Here is a 21,764-nt window from a genome sequence, read left to right on the forward strand (position 1 = left end):
GGTCTTCCTCAAAAACGGTTTGCGCGGGGCAAGCCCGGCATTATACGCCGGGCGCTGGCAGGGGGATGGCCGTGACCCGCCAGTCATCGCCCACTGCGCGCATTTCGGTAATTTTCAGCCGTGGTGCTTCGCTCATCTTGTCCATCGGCCAGTCCAGCAGTGGCCGGGCCTGAGAGCCGAGGAAGGTGCCAGCGACGAACAGCTGGTACTCGTCGACCAGGCCTTGCCGTGCGAAGGCACCGACCAGGCCGGCACCGGCTTCCAGCAGGATTTCGTTGACGCCGCGGGCAGCCAGGGCGCGAAGCAGCGCCGCCAGGTCGACCTGGCCATTGTCGCCCGGCAAGCTGAGCAATTCGTGGCCGGCAGCGGCATAGCGCGGGTCATCTGCGACAGCAGTCACCACCAGCGCTGGGCCCGCCTGGAAGAACGGCGCCGCCAGTGGCAGGCGCAGGCGGCCATCGACCAGCACCCGCAAGGGTGTGCGGCTGAGTGCCAGGGCGGTTGTTTCGGCATCCAGGCCCAGCTCGGCGCCACGCACGGTCATGCGTGCGTTGTCTGCCAGCACGCTGGCGGCGCTGGTCAGCACCACGCTGGAGCGGGCGCGCAAGCGCTGCACGGCTGAGCGCGCGGCCGGCCCGGTGATCCACTGGCTTTCACCACTGGCCATGGCAGTGCGGCCATCCAGGCTCATGGCCAGCTTGGCGCGAACGAACGGCAGGCCGTGCTCCATGCGCTTGAGGAAGCCTGGGTTGAGGGCGCGGGCCTCGGCTTCGAGCACCCCGCTGGCCACTTCGATTCCGGCTTCGGCCAGGCGCCGCAGGCCCTGCCCCGCCACTTGTGGGTTAGGGTCCTGCATGGCGGCTACTACGCGCGCCACGCCGGCCTTGACCAGTGCTTCGGCACACGGTGGCGTACGGCCATGGTGGCTGCATGGTTCCAGGGTGACGTAGGCACAAGCACCGCGGGCAAGTTCACCGGCCTGGCGCAGAGCATGCACTTCGGCATGGGGCTCGCCGGCGCGCACGTGCCAGCCTTCACCGACCACTTCGCCATCGCGCACGATCACGCAGCCTACGCGCGGGTTCGGGTGGGTGGTGTACAGGCCTTTACGCGCCAGCTCCAGCGCGCGGGCCATGTAGTGAGCGTCGAGAATGGCAGCTTGGCTGGGCATGTTCACTCTTTAGCTGGCTCACGGGCCAGGCGGTCGATTTCTTCGCGGAACTCGTCGAGGTCCTGGAAGCGCCGGTACACCGAAGCAAAGCGGATATAGGCCACTTCATCGAGTTTGCGCAACTCGGCCATGACCATTTCACCGACCACCAGCGATTTGACTTCGCGCTCGCCTGTGGCACGCAGCCGGCTCTTGATGTGCGCCAGCGCAGCTTCCAGGCGCTCGACGCTGACCGGACGCTTTTCCAGGGCCCGTTGCATACCAGCGCGCAGCTTTTCTTCGTCGAAGGGCTGGCGCGTGCCGTCCTGCTTGATCAGCCGGGGCAGCACCAGCTCGGCGGTTTCGAAGGTGGTGAAGCGCTCGCCGCAGGCCACGCATTCACGGCGGCGGCGCACCTGCTCGCCCTCGGCGACGAGGCGAGAGTCGATGACCTTGGTGTCGTTGGCACCGCAAAAGGGACAGTGCATGGTGGCAGGCAACAAAAAAAGGGAGGGCCATGGTAGCGCATTGCACTGGCAAGACAAGCCAAAGGGGTTAACATCCATGGGAAATATGCCCGTGAAGGACTCCCCCATGCACTACCGAGCGCTCGTCGTGCTGTGCTGCGCCGCTCTGCTTGCCGCCTGCGGCAGCGACAGGCCAAAGACCGACAACCCAGTGCCCGCGCCAGCCCCTTCGGCCAAGGCCGAAGTGCTGGGCCCGCTGCCGGCCTACCAGCGCGAGCTGAGCGGCACCTTGCTGGAAATTCCGGCGGGTGCCGAGGTGGAACTGGCCTTGCTGGTGATCGACGAACGCGACCGCCCACAGCGCCTGCTGGCCAGCAGTAATCTGACCGGTACCGGCCAGGCACTGCCCTACCACCTGCGCTTCAACCCCGAAGCCTTCCCGCCCGGTGCCCGGGTCGAACTGCGTGGCCGCGCCAGCAACTCCGGCCAGCTGATCATGCACCTGCCCCCGGTGCGCATTACCCAAGCACAAACCCAGGCCACCGGCCCGCTGCGTTTCGAGAAGGCGCCTTAAGTGATGCCGCTGGCCCTGCAACAGGCCCTCAGCGGCCTGATCGGCGAAGCACGCCTGATCGTCAGCGAACTGCCCGACTGTGACCTGAAGCTATGGCTGATCGACGACCAGAACATGGATCGCGCCTTCAGCAGCGAAGAAACCCGGCGCATTCTTGAAGAACCTCCCTATTGGAGCTTCTGCTGGGCCAGCGGGCTGGCAATGGCCCGCTACCTGGCCGAACGCCCGGAGTGGGTGGCGGGCAAGCGCGTGCTGGACTTTGGCGCCGGCTCTGGTATCGCCGGCATTGCTGCTGCACGCGCCGGTGCACGGGAAGTGGTGGCCTGCGACCTCGACCCGCTGGCCCTCGATGCCTGCCGTGCGAATGCAGCACTGAACGGGGTGACATTACGCTACAGCAGCGATTTTTTTGCCGAGGAAGACCGCTTCGACCTGATCCTGGTTGCCGATGTGCTGTACGACCGCGCCAACCTGCCGCTGCTGGATGCCTTCCTGAGCCGCGGTCGACAGGCCTTGGTGGCCGACTCGCGGGTACGTGACTTTCACCACCCGTTGTACCAGCAATTGGGCGTGCTCGAAGCACTGACCCTGCCGGACCTGGCCGAGCCACACGAATTCCGCCGGGTCAGCCTGTACCACGCCAGCCGCGACACCTTATAGTGGTGCCATACACGAGTTTGCGAGAGTCGCGATGACCCAAGACACGCCTTACATTTTCGACGCCACCGATACCAACTTCCAGCAACTGGTGATCGAGAACTCCTTCCACAAGCCAGTGCTGGTGGACTTCTGGGCCGAGTGGTGCGCGCCGTGCAAGGCGCTGATGCCATTGCTGGCAAAGATTGCCGAGGGTTACCAGGGCGAACTGCTGCTGGCCAAGATCAACTGCGACGTGGAGCAACAGGTGGTTGCCCAGTTCGGCATCCGTAGCCTGCCGACAGTGGTGCTGTTCAAGGACGGTCAGCCGGTGGACGGTTTTGCCGGGGCGCAACCGGAGTCGGCGATCCGCGCCATGCTCGAGCCGCATGTACAACTGCCAGCCGCGCCCACCGCCTCGCCACTGGAGCAGGCAAAGGCGCTGTTTGCCGAAAGCCGTTTTGCCGAAACCGAAGCGCTGTTGCAGGCGCTGCTGGGTGAGGACAACAGCAATGTCGAGGCGCTGATCCTGTATGCCCGCTGCCTGGCCGAGCGTGGCGAGCTGGGCGAAGCGCAAGTGGTGCTGGATGCGGTCAAGACTGACGAACACAAAGCTGCACTGGCCGGTGCCAAGGCCCAGCTGACCTTCCTGCGCCAGGCTGCCAGCCTGCCGGAAGTGGCAGACCTTAAAAGCCGTCTGGCGCAGAACCCGCAAGACGACGAGGCGGCTTATCAGCTGAGCATTCAGCAACTGGCGCGCCAGCAGTATGAGGCGGCGCTGGACGGGCTGCTGAAGCTGTTCCAGCGTAACCGTGGCTACGAGAACGGGCTGCCGCAGAAGGCGCTGTTGCAGGTGTTCGAATTGCTGGGTGGCGATCACCCGCTGGTTGGTGTTTATCGTCGCAAGCTGTCGGCGGCGATGTTCTGAGTGACCTTGAAGCCTGCGCTGGACCAGTGGGCGGGCATGCCCGCGAAGAACCAGCGCAGTGGAGGCACCGGCTCTGCCGGTGTTCGCGGGTAAACCCGCTCCTACAGGCGAGCGCGCAGGCTTTTCAGAATTTGAGAGCGGGCATGCCCGCGAAGAAGCCAACGCAGTGGCTGGCACCGGCTCTGCCGGTGTTCGCGTGTAAACCCGCTCCTACAGGCGAGCGCGCAGGCTTGGCTCCAACAGCGAAAACAGCACTCACCCCACCCAGTGATACATCGGCGCATCCACGCCACTTTCTACCTTTACCTCACTGCTGTGCCGCAAGCGCACCAGCAACCGTTTACCCGCCGCCGTACTCCCCGCCAACCCTTCCAGCCGGTCCAGCAATTCCGGCCCGCTCATCTGTCCTGCCAGACGCAACACATCACGCGCCGCAGCCCACTGACCGTCATCTTGGCGCGGCGCGACCACCGCAGCTGTCGCAGCCGCCTGGGCTACCATCGGCACCTCGGTCTGCCGCCCCAGTTGCGCCCACTCTTCAGGCGTCAGCTCGATGGTCAGGTCCACCGGCCAATCACCAATCTGTCCACGAATTCTCATGATGCATTCCTTGAGCCCAAATCAATGCAGCCATGCTACCGCAACATGAAACATGCGCCACACAGGCTGGCGGCACGCCAAGAAGCTGTTATAACATAACTCTATCTTTCAGCCCGCTCCGGAGTCGTCCATGCGTCGCCTGCTGCTCGCCCTGCCCTTCGCTTTGCTGCCACTGGCCGTGGCCCATGCTCACGATGACCATGATCATGACCACACCCACGGCTCCCTCGGCGCCCACGAGCATGGCGTAGCCAAGCTCAACGCAGTGCTCGATGGCAATACCTTGGAACTGGAACTGGACAGCCCGGCAATGAACCTGGTCGGCTTCGAGCATGCCGCCAGCAGCGATGCCGACAAGGCCAAAGTCGCCGCCGTGCGCCAGCAACTTGAACAACCACTGAAGCTGTTCGGCCTTTCCGCCGCCGCAGGCTGCAAGGAAGACCAACAGGCACTGGAAAGCCCTCTCTTCGGTGACGCCTCCAAGGCCGACGACGAGGGTGACGAGCACGAGCACGGCCATCAGCACAGCGACATCGGCGCCCATTATCAGCTGACTTGCGCCAACCCCGACAAACTGACAGAGCTGGACCTGGCGCCGCTGTTCAAGGCCTTCCCCGCCACCCAGAAAATCAACGTGCAACTGATCGGCCCCAATGGCCAGAAAGGCGTGGAAACCACGCCGGCCAAGGCAACGGTCGCCTTCTGAATGAACCAGCCGTTGATCGATCTGCATGACCTGATGTTCGCCTGGCCAGGTCACCCGCCGCTGCTGGATATTCCGGCATTACGCCTGGACGCTGGTGAAGCGCTGTTTCTCAAGGGCCCCAGCGGCAGTGGCAAGACGACCTTGCTGGGCCTGCTGGGCGGGGTGAACGTGCCGGTCCAGGGCCGCATCCAGTTGCTCGGTCAGGACCTTGGCAGCCTGAGCCAGGGCGCCCGCGACCGCTTTCGGGTCGATCACACCGGGTATATCTTCCAGCAGTTCAACCTGCTGCCGTTCCTCTCGGTACGTGAAAACGTCGAGCTGCCCTGCCGCTTCTCGCGCAGCCGCAAGGCCCGCGCCGAGCAGCGCCATGGCAGTGTTGACCAGGCGGCCAGCACGCTGCTGACCCACCTGGGCCTGGGCGACCCTGCCATGCTCGCCCGCCGCGCCGACAGCCTGTCGATCGGCCAACAGCAACGGGTCGCCGCCGCCCGCGCACTGATCGGCCAGCCTGAGCTGGTGATTGCCGACGAACCGACCTCGGCACTGGATGCAGACACCCGCGAAGCGTTCATCCGCCTGCTGTTCGATGAGTGCCGTGCCGCCGGTGCCAGCTTGTTGTTCGTCAGCCACGACCAGAGCCTGGCACCGCTGTTCGACCGCCACCTGTCGCTTGCCGAACTGAACCGCGCTGCCAAGCCCCAGGAGGCCTGATGTACCTGCTCCGCCTTGCCTTGGCCAGCCTGGCCAACCGCCGCTTCACGGCGTTTCTGACCGCCTTTGCCATTGCCCTGTCGGTGTGCCTGCTGCTGGCTGTTGAGCGGGTCCGTACCGAAGCCCGTGCCAGCTTCGCCAGCACCATCAGCGGCACCGACCTGATTGTCGGTGCACGCTCCGGCTCGGTGAACCTGCTGCTGTACTCGGTGTTCCGCATTGGCAACGCGACCAACAACATCCGCTGGGACAGCTTCCAGCACTATGCACAGGACCCACGGGTGAAGTGGGCAATCCCGATCTCGCTGGGCGACTCGCACCGCGGTTACAGAGTGATGGGTACCACCACGGATTACTTCAGCCATTACCAGTACGGCCGCCGCCAGCACCTGGAACTGAGCCAGGGGCGTACGTTCGCCAACGACCCGTTCGAAGTGGTGCTCGGCGCCGAAGTGGCCGAGGCATTGCACTACAAGCTGGGTGACAAGCTGGTGCTGGCCCACGGTGTGGCCGCAATCAGCCTGGTCAAGCACGACGACAAGCCGTTTACCGTGGTCGGCGTACTCAAGCGCACCGGCACACCCGTCGACCGCACCCTGCATATCAGCCTGGGCGGCATGGAAGCGATCCATATCGACTGGCACAACGGCGTACCCGCCCGTGGCGCCGGCCGCATCAGCGCCGAGCAGGCCCGTACCATGGACCTGCAACCTGCCGCCATCACTGCGTTCATGCTTGGCCTTAACAGCAAGATCGCAACCTTCAGTTTGCAGCGAGAGATCAACGAGTACCGCAGCGAGCCGCTGCTGGCGATCCTGCCAGGGGTCGCCCTGCAGGAGCTGTGGAGCCTGATGGGCACTGCAGAACAGGCATTGTTCGTGGTGTCACTGTTCGTGGTGCTGACCGGTTTGATCGGCATGCTCACGGCGATTCTCACCAGCCTCAACGAACGCCGCCGAGAGATGGCGATACTGCGTTCGGTCGGGGCCCGGCCTTGGCATATTGCGGGGTTGCTGGTACTGGAAGCACTGTCACTGGCCTCGGTCGGGATCGTGGCCGGGCTTGGCTTGCTATATGCGGGTATCGCCCTGGCGCAGGGGTATGTGCAGGCCAACTACGGTTTGTATCTGCCGCTGGCGCTGCCGAGCATTCATGAGTGGACCTTGCTAGCGATTATCCTTGGCGCAGCGTTGCTGATGGGCAGCGTGCCGGCATGGCGGGCCTATCGGCAGTCGCTGGCCGATGGTTTGACCCTACACCTCTGAGAGCGCGGAATGATCCATTACCTCCTGCACTTCTTCGCGGGTAAACCCGCTCCTACACCGGGTCGTGTTCCCCTTGTAGGAGCGGGTTCACCCGCGAAGAGGCCAGCACTGCAGATACTACTGAGCCTGCTGATTACCGTAGCGATGCCCTTGTGGGCTTCGGAACCCCGCGAACTCGACTGGCCCGCCCTGATCCCCGAAGGCGCCCCGGTCATCCCGCCGCAACTCACCCCGCTGCACGACATGTCACAGCTCAGCAACGCCCTGTCTGCCGAATCCGCCCCACCCGCGCGCCAACAGGCGCCCGACGCGCCAGTGGTAAAAAGCCTCGACGGCCAACAGGTCAAACTACCCGGCTACATCGTGCCACTGGAGGTCAACGAAGAAGGCCGCACCACCGAATTCCTGCTGGTCCCTTACTATGGCGCGTGCATCCACGTGCCGCCGCCACCGCCGAACCAGATCGTGCACATTTTCAGCGAGATGGGCGTGCGCGTCGAAGACCTCTACCAGCCCTACTGGATCGAGGGAAAGATGCAGGTTAGAGCTTCCAGCAGCGAGTTGGCCGACGCCGGCTACCAGATGGAAGCCGAGAAAATCTACGCTTATGAGCTGAGATGAGAACTGTTTCGAATTCGTGAAGACGCTTCTTTGAGCTGGGTCAAACTTTCCGTTTAACCAGCTCCGTACCATTGGACCACTCGATTAATAACGTCCTTTGGGAGCTTCCATGAACAAGTCCTTGCTGGGTGCCTCGCTTGTGGCCCTTGCGCTCGCCGCCCCTGCCGCCCACGCCTATCAGGCGGGGGACATGATCCTGCGCGCAGGCGCCATCACCACCGCCCCGAACGAGAGCAGCGGCGACCTCAAGTTCGACGGCAACAAGGTGTCGGGCACCAAGGCGACCCTGGACAGCGATACCCAGTTGGGCCTGACCTTTGCCTACATGCTCACCGACCACATCGGCCTGGAGCTGCTGGCAGCTACCCCGTTCAAGCACACCGTCGCCGTAAAAGGCCTGGGCGGCGGGCTGGACGGCAAGCTGGCAGACATCAAGCAACTGCCACCGACGCTGTCGCTGCAGTACTACCCAATGGAACCGAATTCGCGCTTCCAGCCGTACGCTGGCGTCGGTATCAACTACACCCTGTTCTTTGACGAAGACTTGAGCAGCGCACGCAAGCAACAAGGCTTCAGCAACCTCAAGCTGCAGGATTCGGTAGGTATCGCCGGCCAACTGGGCATGGACTACTTGCTGACCGACAACCTGCTGGTAAACGCCTCGGTCTGGTACGTCGACATCGACACCAAGGCCAGCGTCAACGGCCCGACCGCCCTTGGCTACAGCAAGACCAAGGTCAACGTCGACGTCGACCCATGGGTATACATGGTCGGCCTTGGCTACAAGTTCTGACCTGAACATTGCAGGGCGGCCTCGGCCGCCCTCGCGCGTTGCAGCCATAGCCAGTAGCACAGTGCGACGGCACTGATGCCCACGCCAAGCCCACACACGGCAACCCAGCCCCAGTGTGCAAACACCCAGCTCGCCAACACCGCCCCCAAACCGCTGCCCAGCGAATAGCAACACATGTAGGCGCCGATCAATCGGCTAGCCATCGCACCACGTCCGGCCAGCAACAGGCTCTGGTTGGTGACATGCACTGCCTGCACGGCAAAGTCCAGCATCAGCACACCCAGCACGAAGGCCAGCAATGAATGCTCGACGAACGCTGTTGGCAGCCACGACAGCGTCAGAAGGGCCAACGACACCCCGGTCGTACGCTCCCCCCTTCCAAGGTCGGCCAGACGACCGGCATGCGAAGCCGCCAGCGTACCCGCGACACCTGCCAGGCCAAACAGGCCGATCTCGGTATGGCTCAGCGCCAGCGGCGCAGCACTGAGCGGCATGACCATGGCACTCCACAGCACGCTGAATGCGGCGAAGATCAACACACCGAACACGCCGCGCTGGCGCAGCAACCGGTCGTGCCGATACAGGCTGAACTGAGTCATGATCAGCGCCCGGTAACCCGGCCGACTCCTCATCGGCTGCCCGCCGGGCAGACTGCGCCACAGCACCAGCGCCAACACCATCAAGAGCCCTGCGGCGACCAGGTACACACTTCGCCAACCGGCCAGGTCAGCGAGCCCGCCCGAAGCCAGCCGTGCCAGCAGAATACCCAGCACCACACCACTGGTGACGGTGCCTACCGCCTGCCCTTGCTGGCCAGGTGAGGCCAGGCTCGCGGCATGAGCCACCATCACCTGCACCATGACTGCCATCAACCCGGCGATAGCCAGAGCCAGCAGCAATATTGCCCAGTTCGGCGCCATGCCAACGCCGACCAGCGCAAGCGCCGAGAACAGCAACTGGCCAAGCAACAGACGTTTACGGTCGACCAAGTCCCCGAGGGGCACAATCAGTAGCAGCCCCAGGGCGTAACCCCCCTGGGTCGCGCCAACGACCCAGCCAATCTGCTGCTGCGCCACCCCCAACTCAGCAGCCATCGACTCAAGCAGCGGTTGAGCGAAGTACACCGTCGCCACAGCCATCGCACTGGTGGTGGCAAGCAACAGGGTTATCCAGCGTGTCAGCGAAGGTGTCATCCGGCAAAGCCTCTGGAATCTGGTTTCAATTTGAAACCACATGCTGGCTATTTAGCAAATGTGGTTTTAATCTGCAACCAGATAATCAAGACAGGCTTGCCCCATGCTCGATGAAAACAATGCGCAGTGCCCCGTGGCCCGGGCTCTGGAGGTGCTGGGTGACCGTTGGGCGCTGATGATCCTGCGCGATGCCTTTGACGGCCTACGGCGTTTCAGTGAATTTCAGAAGAACCTGGGGCTGGCGAAGAACATCCTCACCTCGCGGCTAAAGCTGTTGGTGGAAAGTGGGTTGCTGATGACACAGCCGGCGTCGGATGGCAGTGCCTATAAAGAATATGTGCTGACCGACAAAGGGCGGTCGGTGTTTCCAGTGGTGGTTGGTTTGAGGCAGTGGGGGGAGCGGTTTCTGTTCGAGGCGGGAGAAGCGCGTTCGGAACTGGTGGACGGCGTGACGGGGCAGGCGCTTGAGATATTGCAGGTCCGCGCCCAGGATGGGCGGGGCTTACATCCCGAAGATTGCCAGCGCAGAAGGGTGCGGCATGGGTGATGTCAGGGCTGCTGAGCAGCCCCGCGGGGCTCAGCCTTTACCGAGAAGCTTTGTCAGGCCTTCAACCATCGGCGTTACCTGCGCAAATTTGAACCGCGCCAACAACCGCTGGTTATCCGCTCGCGAATGGCGGATATCACCCGATCGCGCCGCCGCATAGCTGATCGCTGGCAAGCTCCCTACAACCTTCTCCAGCGCAGCCAGCAACTGGTTCAGTGAGGTCGCCTGGTTCAGCCCGATATTCACCGCCCCCTCCTCGACCTGCGGCTGCTCCAGTGCCTGCACCATCACCTGCACCAGGTCGCCCACGTAAAGGAAGTCACGGGTCTGCTCGCCGTCACCGAACACTGTAATCGGCAAGCCCTGCACAGCGCGCTCGCAGAAGATGCTGATCACCCCGGAATACGGTGAGGAAGGGTCCTGCCGTGGCCCGAAGATATTGAAGAAGCGAAACACCACCGGCTCCAGACCATGCTGGCGACGGTAGAAGTCCAGGTACTGCTCACTGGCCAGCTTGTCCACGGCATAAGGGGTCAACGGCGCCTTGGGCGTGTCTTCGGAAATCGACTCCCCTTCACCATTGTTGCCGTACACCGCTGCGCTGGAGGCGAAGAGCACCCGGCGCACGCCATGCACGCGCATGGCTTCGCAAACGTTGAGGGTACCGATGAAGTTACTCTGGTGGGTACGCACCGGGTCTTCGACCGAGGCCTGAACCGACGCTACCGCCGCCAGATGCACCACAGCACGGCAGCCAGCCGCAGCCTGAGTGACCAGCCCTGCATCGGCAACATCACCTTCGATCAGTTCCAGCCGTGGGTGGTCGACCTGCAGATTGCTTCGCCGGCCGGTGGAGAAGTCGTCGAGAATGCGTACGGCGTAGCCTTTGTCCAACAACGCATCGCACAGGTGGGAGCCAATGAAGCCGGCACCGCCGGTGATCAGGATGGGGGCGTCAGCCATGGCGGTAGAACCGGTCCAGTAGAGGTGGCAAACCAGCGCGCCAGGCACGCGGCTTGATACCGAAGGTATGAAGGATTTTCTTGCAGGCCAGTACCGCGTGCTGTGGCTCTTCGCTGGCATCCGGGCGCGCGGCATGGGCCTGCGGCGTGGGGGCCTGAACGGCCAGCTGGCGGTATTGACCGGCCTCGGCGAGGATCGCCTGGCCCAGCGCCAGCGGCGTGGTCGCCTCATTGCCGGCGTAATGGTAGGTGCCCCACAGCGGCGCATTGCAATCCAGTTGCTTGAGCACCGACAGGATCACTCGGGCGGCATCATCAACCGGCGTCGGGTTGCCACGTCGATCATCGGCCAGCAGCAGTTCCTGTGGTTGCTCGGCACGGGTCAGGAAGCGGCCCAACGCGCCATCGATGCTCTCGTCCAGCAACCAGCCAAAGCGCAGCAACACATGCTGCGGGCAGGCCGCACGCACGCTCTGCTCTATGCGCCATAGGGCCTGGCCACGCAAGCCCAGCGGCACTGGCTCGTCCTTTTCGCTATAGGCCGTGGCCCGCGAACCATCGAACACACGGTAGCTGGAGGGCTGCACCAAGGTGATCTGATGGTGCTGGCACAGCTCTGCCAACCGCTCCACCGCCCGCTCCTGTTGAGCCAGGCGCTGCTCGCTGACCGACTCGGCCTGGAACCAGTCGAAGTAATAGGCCAGGTTGACCAGCACGTCGGGGCGATGGTCATCGAGCAGCTGAGTGAGGCTTGAGGGCGCCCAGCCGTTCTCGGGCGGGCGCGGTGCCAGGAATGCGATGTCCTCCTCGGCCCCAAGACGAATCAGCGCTTGCCCGAGGGCATTGCCACCACCCAACAGCATTAGGCGCATACGCATAGAGTCAGCAGATCCGGAGAGGTTGATGAGAAAAAAGAGTCATTTTGCGGTTTCCTGCCCGGGAAGTCCAACACCGGACCCGTTCGATGCCACAGGGGGTGATTCCACCGTTTCACTGCTCAATACCGCCACAGACAGAAATCTCCTACGACATACGAGGAATGGGCTGACTACCACGTCTCGGCATAACTGCATTGAATAGTCGACTCCCCACTTGCCAGCCAGGGAGTTTCACCTAAAAACGACAAGGAACGTTCAATGCTTCATTCGGAAGCTGCCTACCTGGATTTCTACCCAGAGCAAAGCCAAGCCATAGCCTTTGCAAGCCAAACCCTTGCTGATTTGGGTGGAGCGGAGGCTAAAGGAGTGGCACTTCAGTGCTCGTATATTCGCCGATCAACTCGAGAAAGGTGCTCACTGAAGACCCGCTGCTGGTCCGTGGTTGAGCACAGAAAAATACTCCATAATCGAAATCGACTTGACGTTTGTCCAGCAAGCTTTTGAACGCGGCCTGTAACCTGGGCGCATTGTCAGTTTTTTCTCTCAGCGGGGCGATCATCTGGCCGCTGGCGCTGGCAATGGCGCTCGCCGCCTTTCTGGGCGCACAATTGGGGGCTCGCTGCGCAGTTCGCTTCGGCTCACGCCTCATAAAACCGCTGCTGGTCAGCGTCTGCTGCATCATGGCACTCAAACTGCTGCTCGATACCGGCAACCCGCTCGGCGATTGGCTCAACCAGTTCTTCTAGAGAGCACCATGCACATTCAAAAGGCTTCCCCGCAGCGCGTGAAGTGGCAGTTTGACGAGCCCGCTCCGGGCAAAGAGCTGTTCATCAATGAAGTCTTTGAAAACTACCAGCAACAGGCGCGATTGCTGGTACCTGATATCGAGCGCGCAGCCCCCGCATTCGTTTTGGGGGGCGCGCGTTCCGACTTTACCCGGCTCAACCCTCTGCTTTATCGCCTGCAAACCGCAGGCATTGGTTCACTCACTGGCAATCTGTCAGGTCATAGCCTCGCCAGCGAGCCAGGCGCAACGGCGCCGTCACTGGCGACGAACCTTGATGAAGCAAAGCGTTTCCACGCGCATATCGCGCCTCGATGCCGAACACTCATTGGCCACAGCCTTGGCGCGGCCATTACGCTTAAGCTTGCAGCACAGTTGCCACAAGTGGACAACATCGTATTGATCTGCCCTGCTGTTTATCCAGACGATGCCCACCAGGCGCCGTTCGGCCCGGCATTCACTGCCGCCATCAACAAGCCTTTCGGTTTTCTGGAGAGCGATAGCTACACCTTCCTCAACCAGTTTCGAGGAAGAGTATTGATGGTGATCGGCGAGTACGACGGGCTCAACTCCCAGCGATTCGGCAAAGGCCCCGGCACCAGCGCTGGCAACCTGTGGCTTGCTGGCACTGAACGCTATAGCCCGATTCCTGAAGAAGTTACCCTCGCCTTGATGCGAGCAGTTTCAGCGTCACGTTTGCAATGCCTGTTTCTTACCGACTGCGACCATGGCATCGCGGCTCATTTGCGCAGTACTCCAACAATAGCGGACCAGGTTGCGGACGCAGTAGCAACGTTCATCCTCGACAATGCTTGAGGCGTTGAGCATTACTCGATCTCGAACAGACCGTTGCGCAACGGCGCCACACTCAACCGCTCACGCACATCGTCATCTATGCGCGGATCATCCGGCCGGTACAGTTTCACCTGCCTATACGCATTGATGCGATTGATCTCCTCGCCCAGGTATTCCCACACCACCCGGGTACAGGCCGGGTTGCGCCGGTCGCCGCTGGATACGCCGGCCTTCAGGCCATTCAGCCGGGTAATGCGGCTTTTGAAGCTGGGGATGAGGATGGTCTGGCTCATTTCGTTGAATGTCAGCGACTCGTAGTCGATGAGGAACATCCGGTCCTGCAGCTGGAACGCCGCACCCAAGTAGCGGCAGCGTACCTCGGCATGCTGATCGGTGGCGCTGGAGCGCTCCTGCCGTTCCTGGCGCTCGAACAGAAAACGGCCGCGCTCTTCCCACAGGTGCACCAGCGACACGAGGGTCGTGCCCGGCACCGACATGCAGTTGGAGTACTCGAAGTAGTAACCGCAATAGCGCGAAAGGTTGCCGCCATGTTCGTGCAACGGGCGGAACAACTCGCTGATCGGGTCACTGGGCTGCTGGGCCTGGGGCGATACCCGCGCACCGATCAGACGGGCGAACTGCTCGGCGGGCAGGTTCAGTTCGTAATCCTCGACACCGAAGAAGTCGCCGATACGCTTCAGGTTGAAAGCCGTCGGACGGCTTTGCCCGCTCAGGTACTTGTTGAACTGCGCGCGGTTGATCGACAGCTGGCGGCAAACTTCGGAAATAGAGCGGTAGTGACTGCAGGCAAGTTTGAGGTTTGTAGCGAAGTGATCGCTCATATGCGGAATCCAGGTGACGCGAATGACGCCATTGTAGCATCAAGTCGCATCAAGTCAGAGCAATCCGCGAAATTGTAACCACTCTTGTCATAGCCAACCATGCGCCCCAACGAATAGCGGTGCGCCTGCCGTCCGCTGGTCTTTCCACACGAAGAATAAGAATCGAGGTCATTTTCCAATGCTCGAAGTAATCAACGATTTCCTTTCGGGGAAACTCCTCATCGTGCTGATCGTCGGGCTGGGTAGCTACTTCACCATTCGCTCCCGGTTCGTCCAGTTCCGCCACTTCACCCATATGTTCAGCGTGTTCAAGGAATCGCTGCGTGGCCAGGCAGGCCAGCTGAGCTCCTTCCAGGCCCTGATGCTGAGCCTGGCCGGCCGCGTGGGTGCCGGCAACATCGCCGGTGTCGGTATCGCAGTGACCCTGGGTGGCCCTGGTGCCGTGTTCTGGATGTGGGTTACCGCACTGGTGGGCATGTCCAGCAGCTTCTTCGAGTGCACCCTGGCCCAGGTGTACAAGCGCGCTGATGGCGACGGCCTGTACCGTGGCGGCCCGGCCTACTACATCCAGCACGGGCTGAAGCGCAAGAGCATGGCCATCGTGTTCTCGATCTTGCTGCTGGTCACCTACGGCTTCGCCTTCATCGGCCTGCAGTCGTACACCGTCACCCACTCGCTGCAGAATGCCTTTGCCTTCGACCCAAGCCACACCGGTATTGTGCTGGCCGTACTGCTGGCCATCACCTTCATCGGCGGCATCAAGCGCATCGCGGCAGTGTCGGACCTGCTGGTACCCGTCAAGACCCTGGCCTACATCGGCGTGACCCTGTACGTGATCGGCACCCAGATCGAACACGTGCCAGCCATGCTGGAAACCATCTTCAAGAGCGCCTTCGGCCTCGACCCGGCGTTTGCCGGCCTGCTCGGCAGCGCCATCGTCATGGGCGTGAAACGTGGCGTGTTCGCCAACGAAGCAGGCCTGGGCAGTGCACCGAACGTCGCTGCCGTGGCTGCCGTGAAACACCCGGGCGCGCAGGGCGTGGTCCAGGCCTTCAGCGTGTTCCTCGACACCTTCGTGATCTGCACCTGTACCGCCTTGCTGATCCTGCTGTCGGGCTTCTACACCCCGGGCTTCGAAGGTGACGGCATCGTCCTGACCCAGAACTCGCTGGCCGCCGTAGTCGGTGACTGGGGGCGCGTGTTCGTCAGCGTGGCGCTGTCGCTGTTCGTCTTCACCTGCATCCTCTACAACTACTACCTCGGCGAGAACAGCCTGCAATTCCTCAGCCGTAACCGCGCAGTGTTGATGGTGTTCCGTGGCCTGGTGCTGGCACTGGTCGTGTGGGGTTCGATGCAAGACCTGTCGACCGTGTTCGCCTTCGCCGACATCACCATGACCTGCCTGGCCTTCGTCAACCTGGTGGCCCTGGCCCTGCTGTTCAAGGTCGGCCTGCGAGTCATGCGCGACTATGACGACCAGCGCAAGGCCGGTGTAAAGCAGCCTGTGTTCGACTCGTCCAAGTTTGCCGACCTGGACCTGGACCGCAATGCCTGGCCTGCCAATCCGCAGGCGGAAACAGCCACTGACAACGCAGTCGGCCAAGTTCAGACGCAGCGCTGATATCCTCCCCTGCCCAGCCGCCCCTTCCGCGGGCGGCTTTTCTTTGTCCGCTCACCGCTACGGATGCTTTCCATGCGCGCAGTAAAGAATCTTCTCGTTCTCTATACCGGTGGCACCATCGGCATGCTCGAAACCCCCGAAGGCCTGGCACCGGCCGGTGGTTTTGACGCGCGGATGCGTGAACACTTTGCCCAGATGGCCAATGCACCCCAGGTGCAATGGACACTGCACGAGCTGAACCCGCTGCTCGACAGCGCCAATATGCAACAGCACAACTGGCTGGCGATGCGCGATGCCATCGTCGCGGCGGTGGATGTCGCGGGCCACGATGGCGTGTTGGTGCTGCACGGTACCGATAGCATGGCCTACAGCGCTGCTGCGTTGTCGTTCCTGTTGCTGGGCCTGCCAGCACCGGTAGTGCTGACCGGCTCGATGCTGCCGGCAGGTGCCCCGGACAGCGATGCCTGGGACAACCTGTGCGGCGCATTGCGCCAGTTCGAACACGGCCTGGAAGATGGCGTGCAGCTGTACTTCCACGGTCAGCTGCTGCATGGCTGTCGGGCGTCGAAGCTACGCAGCGAAGCGTTCGATGCCTTTGCTGCGCTGCCACGCCACCGTGACGCTGAGCGGGCCGATACGATCCCTGCCGAGCTGGGCTACAAGCAACCGCGCAAACCGGTCAACCTGGCGGTTGTGCCGGTGTTCCCGGGGCTTCAGGCCGGGCATTTGCAGGCCTTGATCGACAGTGGTGTGCAGGGTTTGCTGCTGGAGTGCTACGGCAGCGGTACCGGGCCATCGGATGACCAGGCGCTGCTGAATGTGCTGAGCACAGCGCGCCAGCGCGGCGTGATGCTGGCGGCTATCAGCCAGTGCCCGGAAGGCTCGGTGGTGTTCGACACCTATGCAGCGGGCAACCGCTTGCGCGGGGCCGGCCTGGTCAGTGGCGGTGGCATGACCCGTGAAGCAGCGCTGGGCAAGATGGTGGCGCTACTGGGCGCAGGGTTGGATGCTGACGCAGCGGACCGCTGGTTTGTCCTGGACCTGTGTGGCGAACGGGCTTGATCAGCGCCTTTGAGGGCCTCTTCGCGGGTAAACCCGCGCCTACGACGATTGCGTTTCCTGTGTAGGAGCGGGTTCACCCGCGAAGAGGCCCTAAAGGGTGAAAAAATGGCGGAAGGCAGCGGGAGTCGAACCTGCCCGGGAACGGCTGCCGTCCCCAACCGGGTTTGAAGCCCGGCCGCGCCACCGGGCGCGATTGCCTTCCTTGAACTCAGTGCCTGGCCTGCTGTTGGGCCAGGGCGCTGTCGGCGCGGATGTGACGCTGGTCGGCCACCCTCCGGGTCAGACCGATGCGGTCGAAGTATTCCAGAATCTGCACACTGCGCTTGCGACCGATGCCCAACATATCGCGAAACGCGGCAACCTGCACTATCTGCGTTTCGCTGGCCTGCCCCAGCATCAACGCTGCCATGCGCTGCAGCGTAGCCTCTGGATAGAACAGGTCGCGCACCACCTGATGCACCAGGCCCAGCCGGGCCAACTTGCGCAGTAACAGGCGCACATCGGCTTCGGCACGGTTCTCCTCACCCGCCAGCGTCCTGACCCAAGGTGGGTCGTATTGCCCTGCGATCAACTTCGGCTGCAGACGTGCCCACAATGCACTGTCGGCTTCGCTCAACTGCACCTTGTGGTCGGGCAGATGCAGCCATGGCCCGCTGCTGGCGATGGCGCTGTCGTCGAGCAGTTCATCCAGCAGGCTGACGAAAGCCGGCCGTTCCAGGGGCAAGGCTACAAAGCGCCGCAGGCGATCGCGGTCCGGGCCGAGCTGGTCGGGCTCTTGCTCGTGAAAGCGCGCCAGCTGTTCCAGAACCTGCTGCTTGAGCGCCTGCCATTGGGCGTTGGCGAACAGCAGTTGGCCCTGCCGGGTGGCCACCACCCGCACATCATCCGGTAACTGCCAGGTTTCCCGCAGGCGGTTGAACTGCCGCTCGAGTCGCTGCGGGCTAATGCCGCCCGGTGCACTGGCGAGCAGTGCTGGCAGTGCCTGCTCCAGATCCGCTGCATCGCGCAGCACCTGCAACTGCTGCAGACGGGCATCGCTGCGGCGTTGGCGGCTTGGGGCGAACGGGTCGAGCACCTTGCCGCCGCCCAGTGTGCGCTGGGCGCGCTGATCGCGCAGCACCAGGCGGTCGCCGTGCACGGCCTGCAACGGCGCGTTGAGCAACAACTGGGCAAACATGCGTTGGCCGGCAGCCAGGCTTTCGCCCTCGAGCAAGGCGACCCGGGCCGTTACATCCTGGGTGCCGAGGTGCACATGCACAGCACTGAAATGTTCGAAAGCACGCTTCTCGGCAGGTAACAGGTTTAGCTCGATATCCACCCGAACACTGGGCGCATGCAACCATTCGGGCACCAGCCAGTCGCCCCGGTGCACCTGCTCCACGGCCAGGCGCTCGGCAGCGATGTTCAGCGCCACCCGTTGGCCTGCTTCTGCCACCAACGCGGCCTGGTTCTGTGCATGCAGGCCACGCACGCGTACCACCTTGCCGGCCTTGCCCAGCAACAACGTATCACCCGCACTGACCCGCCCGGCCAGTGCCGTGCCGGTGACCACCACACCGGCGCCGGTAACCGCAAAGGCACGGTCGACGGCCAGGCGAAAACCACCGTGCACACTGCGTTGCCGTGTACCTGCTTCGGCCTCCAGCAGGGCCTGGCGCAACGCTTCCACGCCCTCCCCGCTGATGCTCGACAGCGGAAACTGCCGCGCACCGGCATATGGCCCAGGCGCCAGCAATTCACTGACTTGCATCTGCACCTCGGCCAGACGCGACGGCTCGACCCGGTCGCATTTGCTGATCGCCACCAAAGCGTGGGGAATGCCCAGCAGCTCGATGATCGCCAGGTGTTCACGGGTCTGTGGCATGACACCGTCGTCGGCCGCCACTACCAACAACACCAGGTCGATGCCATGGGCGCCGGCCAGCATGTTGTGGATAAAACGCTCGTGGCCCGGCACATCGATGAAGCCGGTCAGCGGCGCGCCTTCGCTCAGCGCCGCATAGCGGTAGCCAAGGTCGATGGTCATGCCGCGGGCGCGCTCTTCTTGCCGCTGGTCGCCGGCCTGGCCGGTCAGCGCCAGCAGCAGTGCGGTCTTGCCGTGGTCGATGTGGCCAGCGGTACCAACGATCACTGCACCGGCCCCAGCTGCAGGGCTGGCAACTGGGCCAGCCACTGGGCTTCGTCATCCAGCTGGCGCAGGTCCAGCCACAGGGCATCGTCGTCAATGCGGCCCAGCACCGGCACCGGCAGGTCGCGCAGGGCGCGCTCCAGCACATGCAGGCTGCGCCCGCGCAACTTCTTCGACACTTGCGGGCGCAGGCACAGCGCGGCACTGGGCAAGCGCGCAACCGGCTGGCTGCCACTGCCGATCATGCCCAACGCAGGCTCTACACGGATGGCCCATTGCTCGCCGAGGCGCGCTTGGAGCTCAGGCGCCAGGCGCTCAGCCTGGGCCTGGATCTCGGCCTGGCTGCGGGTCAGCAGGCGCAGGCTGGGCAGGCGCTCGGCCAGGCGATCGGGGTTGCGGTACAGCGCCAGCACCGCTTCGAGTGCAGCGAGGGTGATCTTGTCGACGCGCAAGGCACGCTTGAGCGGATTTTTCTTGATCCTGGTGATCAAGTCCTTGTGGCCGACAATGATCCCGGCTTGCGGCCCCCCCAGCAGCTTGTCGCCACTGAAGGTGACGATATCGGCACCATCGGCCAGGGCCTGGCGTACCGTGGGTTCAGCGGGCAGGCCCCAGCGGGTAAGGTCGAGCAGGCTGCCGCTGCCCAGGTCTTCAAGCAGTGGCAGTTGATGTTGGTGGGCGATACGTGCCAGCTCGGCAGTAGGCACCTGGGTAGTGAAGCCCTGGATGCTGTAATTGCTGCAATGCACCCGCATCAGCAGGCCAGTGCGCGGGCCGATGGCCGCCTCGTAGTCGCGGGCGTGAGTACGGTTGGTGGTGCCAACCTCGTGCAGCTTCACACCGGCACGGGCCATGATGTCGGGAATGCGGAAGGCACCACCGATCTCGATCAGTTCGCCGCGAGAGATGATACCTTCCTTGCGCGCGCCCAGGCTGTTGAGCGCTAGCAGCACGGCGGCGGCATTGTTGTTGACCACGGTGACGGCTTCGGCGCCGGTCAGCTCGCGGATCAGGCCTTCGATCAGGTCATCACGGTCGCCACGTTTGCCGGTGGCCAGGTCGAATTCCAGGTTGAGCGGGTAACGAGCGGCGGTCTGCATGGCCTCGATGGCTTCTTCCGGTAGCAAGGCGCGGCCCAGGTTGGTGTGCAGCACGGTCCCGGTGAGATTGAACACGCGGCGAACCTGGCTGCGTTGCTGGAGGGCGAGGCGTTCGCCGCTGCGGCCAAGGAGGATTTCCGGAGCCAGTTCGGCGCTGCCGAGTTCGCCATGACGGGCGGGCTCGCGCAGGTCGTCGAGCAACTGGCGCAGGGTATTCAGCACGGCGTCACGGCCGTGGCGATCGATCAGAGGGAGGCAAGCCGGGTGGCGAAGGAGGGTATCGATGGACGGCAGGCGTGGGGTGTCGCTGGCAAGGCTGTTGGACATGCGGTACTACCTTGGACTGATCCGTTGTCTGTGCTGGCCCATTCACGGGTGAACCCGCTCCTACAAGTACAGCGGGTTGGCGCAATTACCTGTAGGCAGGGGTTTGACCGCGAAGAAGGCAAGTCGATCTTTCAGTGTAGACACTCACCCACCACCGGGCGCGAGCATCAGGTTGGGCGCCAGGCGATGGAAGCCCTCCCCGTCCAGACGTATATCCAGGGCCAGGCTGGCCAGATCATCGGCCAGCGGCTCGGCCGCCGCATCGTTCTCCAGGTAGTTCTGCTTCAGGTAGCTGTCGCACCCGGGGCAGCATTCCGCGCGCAGCGGCGCTTTGCCTGGCGCATGGCGATCATCCTCAAGGCTGGTGTAACGCAAATCCTTGCTCGACTCGCAGTACACACACTTGACCCGCACCACATGCCACTCACAGGCACACAACGAACAGGCCAGGTAACGCAAGCCGTTGTGCTTTCCACGGTTGCGCACCACCCCGGCCATCGCCGGCGAACCACAAGCTGGGCATTGGGCCAGGCTGCCGGCAGGCTTGAGCTGGTGTGCGGGCAGCGCCAGCAACCAGCTGGACCAGGCCGCCTGCAACGCGGCACCGAGAAACGGCACCAGTGCTGCAGGCACACCATCGTACTGGCCTGCCAGCAAAGCAATGCCCCAGCCCTTGCGCTGATTGTCATCACTGCCTCGTAGCACCTGCAGGGCCTCACCCATCGGGCCACGGGTTTCGCCGCTGAGGTGCTCTAGCAGTGCCTGCAACCAGACCAGCCATGGCCCTTCACGCACCAGGCTGTCAGCCGCCAGCGGCGGCAAACCATGATCCATGCACAGGCGCTGACGCGCCTCGGCCACCGGCATGCCGCCGGGCGGGTTATCCACAAGCTGCTGCTGGATGCGGCATAACCGCGCAATCAACCTCAGGTAGTCGCCAAGCGCGTTGCCCTCAGCCAGTTGCTCCAGGCGGGCGGCGCGCAGTTCAAACAGGTTGGCGGCAGGCAGGTGCAGAAATGACGGCGTGACTGCCGACGCTTCGATCTGCCCGGGTTCAAGTATGATGCTCAAGCG

At 63.2% G+C, this 21,764-nt stretch carries 22 protein-coding genes, 1 tRNA gene and 1 pseudogene; 13 read left to right on the forward strand and 11 right to left on the reverse strand.

Annotation, left to right across the window (positions count from 1 at the left end; translation table 11 throughout):
* Positions 1-40: 40 nt before the first annotated feature.
* Both ribD and nrdR read right to left on the reverse strand, forming a co-directional pair.
* On the reverse strand, positions 41-1,171 hold the full coding sequence (ribD, locus tag V6093_RS15220) for a bifunctional diaminohydroxyphosphoribosylaminopyrimidine deaminase/5-amino-6-(5-phosphoribosylamino)uracil reductase RibD (RefSeq protein WP_019750311.1): 1,131 nt from the start codon (positions 1,169-1,171) through the stop codon (positions 41-43).
* A 2-nt stretch (positions 1,172-1,173) separates the two neighbouring features.
* Positions 1,174-1,638, reverse strand: coding sequence for a transcriptional regulator NrdR (gene nrdR / locus V6093_RS15225; protein WP_003255402.1), 465 nt, complete (start codon positions 1,636-1,638; stop codon positions 1,174-1,176).
* Positions 1,639-1,744: 106 nt separating this feature from the next.
* Here nrdR and V6093_RS15230 point away from each other — a divergent pair, with 106 nt between their 5' ends.
* Genes V6093_RS15230 through trxA form a run of 3 tightly spaced genes read left to right on the forward strand, consistent with a single transcriptional unit; the run spans position 1,745 to position 3,755 of the window.
* Entirely contained in the window at positions 1,745-2,191 is a 447-nt protein-coding gene (locus V6093_RS15230; RefSeq protein ID WP_003255404.1) for a YbaY family lipoprotein, read from the forward strand.
* A gap of 3 nt (positions 2,192-2,194) precedes the next feature.
* Positions 2,195-2,851, forward strand: a complete 657-nt coding sequence (locus tag V6093_RS15235) for a methyltransferase (RefSeq protein WP_003255405.1) — start codon at positions 2,195-2,197, stop codon at positions 2,849-2,851.
* A 31-nt stretch (positions 2,852-2,882) separates the two neighbouring features.
* Positions 2,883-3,755 carry a thioredoxin gene (trxA, locus tag V6093_RS15240; RefSeq protein ID WP_014860919.1) on the forward strand — a complete coding sequence of 291 codons (873 nt, stop codon included), beginning with the start codon at positions 2,883-2,885 and terminating at the stop codon, positions 3,753-3,755.
* Between the two features lie 255 nt (positions 3,756-4,010).
* Here trxA and V6093_RS15245 read toward each other — a convergent pair whose 3' ends face one another.
* Positions 4,011-4,355: a hypothetical protein gene (locus V6093_RS15245; protein WP_003255407.1), complete on the reverse strand. Its 345-nt coding sequence runs from the start codon at positions 4,353-4,355 to the stop codon at positions 4,011-4,013.
* A gap of 130 nt (positions 4,356-4,485) precedes the next feature.
* Here V6093_RS15245 and V6093_RS15250 point away from each other — a divergent pair, with 130 nt between their 5' ends.
* The 5 genes from V6093_RS15250 (at position 4,486) to V6093_RS15270 (ending at position 8,451) form a co-directional block, all read left to right on the forward strand.
* On the forward strand, positions 4,486-5,061 hold the full coding sequence (locus V6093_RS15250; RefSeq protein WP_060546303.1) for a DUF2796 domain-containing protein: 576 nt from the start codon (positions 4,486-4,488) through the stop codon (positions 5,059-5,061).
* Positions 5,062-5,772 carry an ABC transporter ATP-binding protein gene (locus tag V6093_RS15255; RefSeq protein ID WP_014860917.1) on the forward strand — a complete coding sequence of 237 codons (711 nt, stop codon included), beginning with the start codon at positions 5,062-5,064 and terminating at the stop codon, positions 5,770-5,772.
* Positions 5,772-7,037 carry an ABC transporter permease gene (locus V6093_RS15260; protein WP_004576905.1) on the forward strand — a complete coding sequence of 422 codons (1,266 nt, stop codon included), beginning with the start codon at positions 5,772-5,774 and terminating at the stop codon, positions 7,035-7,037. Before V6093_RS15255 ends, V6093_RS15260 begins: the two co-directional genes overlap by 1 nt.
* 108 nt (positions 7,038-7,145) lie before the next feature.
* Positions 7,146-7,658, forward strand: coding sequence for a DUF3299 domain-containing protein (locus V6093_RS15265; protein ID WP_033726850.1), 513 nt, complete (start codon positions 7,146-7,148; stop codon positions 7,656-7,658).
* A gap of 109 nt (positions 7,659-7,767) precedes the next feature.
* Positions 7,768-8,451: an OmpW family protein gene (locus V6093_RS15270; RefSeq protein ID WP_003255412.1), complete on the forward strand. Its 684-nt coding sequence runs from the start codon at positions 7,768-7,770 to the stop codon at positions 8,449-8,451.
* Here V6093_RS15270 and V6093_RS15275 read toward each other — a convergent pair.
* Positions 8,439-9,644 carry an MFS transporter gene (locus tag V6093_RS15275; RefSeq protein ID WP_047605324.1) on the reverse strand — a complete coding sequence of 402 codons (1,206 nt, stop codon included), beginning with the start codon at positions 9,642-9,644 and terminating at the stop codon, positions 8,439-8,441. The two genes, V6093_RS15270 and V6093_RS15275, sit on opposite strands and share 13 nt — an antisense overlap.
* 103 nt (positions 9,645-9,747) lie before the next feature.
* Between V6093_RS15275 and V6093_RS15280 the strand changes: the two genes are divergently transcribed.
* On the forward strand, positions 9,748-10,191 hold the full coding sequence (locus V6093_RS15280; protein WP_108078542.1) for a helix-turn-helix domain-containing protein: 444 nt from the start codon (positions 9,748-9,750) through the stop codon (positions 10,189-10,191).
* Between the two features lie 30 nt (positions 10,192-10,221).
* Here the strand turns inward: V6093_RS15280 and V6093_RS15285 are convergent, their stop codons facing one another.
* Together V6093_RS15285 and V6093_RS15290 are read right to left on the reverse strand one after the other, a co-directional pair.
* Positions 10,222-11,154, reverse strand: a complete 933-nt coding sequence (locus V6093_RS15285) for an NAD-dependent epimerase/dehydratase family protein (protein WP_003255418.1) — start codon at positions 11,152-11,154, stop codon at positions 10,222-10,224.
* Positions 11,147-12,031, reverse strand: a complete 885-nt coding sequence (locus V6093_RS15290) for a sugar nucleotide-binding protein (protein ID WP_406669550.1) — start codon at positions 12,029-12,031, stop codon at positions 11,147-11,149. Before V6093_RS15290 ends, V6093_RS15285 begins: the two co-directional genes overlap by 8 nt.
* Positions 12,032-12,519: 488 nt before the next feature.
* Between V6093_RS15290 and V6093_RS15295 the strand changes: the two are divergent.
* Together V6093_RS15295 and V6093_RS15300 are read left to right on the forward strand one after the other, a co-directional pair.
* Positions 12,520-12,777 (forward strand): annotated as a pseudogene (locus V6093_RS15295) (TSUP family transporter); the annotation flags it as partial.
* Positions 12,778-12,785: 8 nt separating this feature from the next.
* Positions 12,786-13,631: an alpha/beta hydrolase gene (locus tag V6093_RS15300; protein WP_047605323.1), complete on the forward strand. Its 846-nt coding sequence runs from the start codon at positions 12,786-12,788 to the stop codon at positions 13,629-13,631.
* A gap of 11 nt (positions 13,632-13,642) precedes the next feature.
* On the opposite strand, the gene V6093_RS15305 is transcribed toward V6093_RS15300, so the two are convergent.
* The gene (locus V6093_RS15305) at positions 13,643-14,452 is read right to left on the reverse strand and encodes a helix-turn-helix transcriptional regulator (RefSeq protein ID WP_003255426.1); all 810 of its coding nucleotides are present in this window, start codon (positions 14,450-14,452) and stop codon (positions 13,643-13,645) included.
* Positions 14,453-14,630: 178 nt separating this feature from the next.
* Here V6093_RS15305 and V6093_RS15310 point away from each other — a divergent pair, with 178 nt between their 5' ends.
* Complete coding sequence (locus V6093_RS15310; protein ID WP_003255428.1) at positions 14,631-16,073, forward strand: sodium:alanine symporter family protein; 1,443 nt, start codon at positions 14,631-14,633, stop codon at positions 16,071-16,073.
* Positions 16,074-16,136: 63 nt separating this feature from the next.
* Complete coding sequence (locus V6093_RS15315; protein ID WP_081384650.1) at positions 16,137-17,135, forward strand: asparaginase; 999 nt, start codon at positions 16,137-16,139, stop codon at positions 17,133-17,135.
* 106 nt (positions 17,136-17,241) lie between these two features.
* On the opposite strand, the gene V6093_RS15320 is transcribed toward V6093_RS15315, so the two are convergent.
* From V6093_RS15320 to fdhE, 4 genes are all read right to left on the reverse strand, one after another.
* Positions 17,242-17,337 (reverse strand) — tRNA-Sec (locus V6093_RS15320).
* Between the two features lie 6 nt (positions 17,338-17,343).
* On the reverse strand, positions 17,344-19,266 hold the full coding sequence (gene selB, locus V6093_RS15325) for a selenocysteine-specific translation elongation factor (protein WP_265978266.1): 1,923 nt from the start codon (positions 19,264-19,266) through the stop codon (positions 17,344-17,346).
* Positions 19,263-20,690 carry an L-seryl-tRNA(Sec) selenium transferase gene (gene selA, locus V6093_RS15330; RefSeq protein ID WP_019750300.1) on the reverse strand — a complete coding sequence of 476 codons (1,428 nt, stop codon included), beginning with the start codon at positions 20,688-20,690 and terminating at the stop codon, positions 19,263-19,265. Before selA ends, selB begins: the two co-directional genes overlap by 4 nt.
* A 144-nt stretch (positions 20,691-20,834) precedes the next feature.
* Entirely contained in the window at positions 20,835-21,761 is a 927-nt protein-coding gene (gene fdhE / locus V6093_RS15335) for a formate dehydrogenase accessory protein FdhE (RefSeq protein WP_265978269.1), read from the reverse strand.
* Positions 21,762-21,764: the final 3 nt, after the last annotated feature.

Source organism: Pseudomonas putida group bacterium ESBL64, from assembly GCF_045277175.1.
Taxonomy (GTDB): Bacteria; Pseudomonadota; Gammaproteobacteria; order Pseudomonadales; family Pseudomonadaceae; genus Aquipseudomonas; species Aquipseudomonas alloputida.

Excerpts from the sequence above, each read along its gene's own strand:
- ribD (WP_019750311.1), bottom strand. The coding sequence starts at position 1,171 with ATGCCCAGCCAAGCTGCCATTCTCGACGCTCACTACATGGCCCGCGCG.
- nrdR (WP_003255402.1), bottom strand. The coding sequence starts at position 1,638 with ATGCACTGTCCCTTTTGCGGTGCCAACGACACCAAGGTCATCGACTCT.
- V6093_RS15230 (WP_003255404.1), top strand. The coding sequence starts at position 1,745 with ATGCACTACCGAGCGCTCGTCGTGCTGTGCTGCGCCGCTCTGCTTGCC.
- V6093_RS15235 (WP_003255405.1), top strand. The coding sequence starts at position 2,195 with ATGCCGCTGGCCCTGCAACAGGCCCTCAGCGGCCTGATCGGCGAAGCA.
- trxA (WP_014860919.1), top strand. The coding sequence starts at position 2,883 with ATGACCCAAGACACGCCTTACATTTTCGACGCCACCGATACCAACTTC.
- V6093_RS15245 (WP_003255407.1), bottom strand. The coding sequence starts at position 4,355 with ATGAGAATTCGTGGACAGATTGGTGATTGGCCGGTGGACCTGACCATC.
- V6093_RS15250 (WP_060546303.1), top strand. The coding sequence starts at position 4,486 with ATGCGTCGCCTGCTGCTCGCCCTGCCCTTCGCTTTGCTGCCACTGGCC.
- V6093_RS15255 (WP_014860917.1), top strand. The coding sequence starts at position 5,062 with ATGAACCAGCCGTTGATCGATCTGCATGACCTGATGTTCGCCTGGCCA.
- V6093_RS15260 (WP_004576905.1), top strand. The coding sequence starts at position 5,772 with ATGTACCTGCTCCGCCTTGCCTTGGCCAGCCTGGCCAACCGCCGCTTC.
- V6093_RS15270 (WP_003255412.1), top strand. The coding sequence starts at position 7,768 with ATGAACAAGTCCTTGCTGGGTGCCTCGCTTGTGGCCCTTGCGCTCGCC.
- V6093_RS15275 (WP_047605324.1), bottom strand. The coding sequence starts at position 9,644 with ATGACACCTTCGCTGACACGCTGGATAACCCTGTTGCTTGCCACCACC.
- V6093_RS15280 (WP_108078542.1), top strand. The coding sequence starts at position 9,748 with ATGCTCGATGAAAACAATGCGCAGTGCCCCGTGGCCCGGGCTCTGGAG.
- V6093_RS15285 (WP_003255418.1), bottom strand. The coding sequence starts at position 11,154 with ATGGCTGACGCCCCCATCCTGATCACCGGCGGTGCCGGCTTCATTGGC.
- V6093_RS15290 (WP_406669550.1), bottom strand. The coding sequence starts at position 12,031 with ATGCGTATGCGCCTAATGCTGTTGGGTGGTGGCAATGCCCTCGGGCAA.
- V6093_RS15300 (WP_047605323.1), top strand. The coding sequence starts at position 12,786 with ATGCACATTCAAAAGGCTTCCCCGCAGCGCGTGAAGTGGCAGTTTGAC.
- V6093_RS15305 (WP_003255426.1), bottom strand. The coding sequence starts at position 14,452 with ATGAGCGATCACTTCGCTACAAACCTCAAACTTGCCTGCAGTCACTAC.
- V6093_RS15310 (WP_003255428.1), top strand. The coding sequence starts at position 14,631 with ATGCTCGAAGTAATCAACGATTTCCTTTCGGGGAAACTCCTCATCGTG.
- V6093_RS15315 (WP_081384650.1), top strand. The coding sequence starts at position 16,137 with ATGCTTTCCATGCGCGCAGTAAAGAATCTTCTCGTTCTCTATACCGGT.
- selA (WP_019750300.1), bottom strand. The coding sequence starts at position 20,690 with ATGTCCAACAGCCTTGCCAGCGACACCCCACGCCTGCCGTCCATCGAT.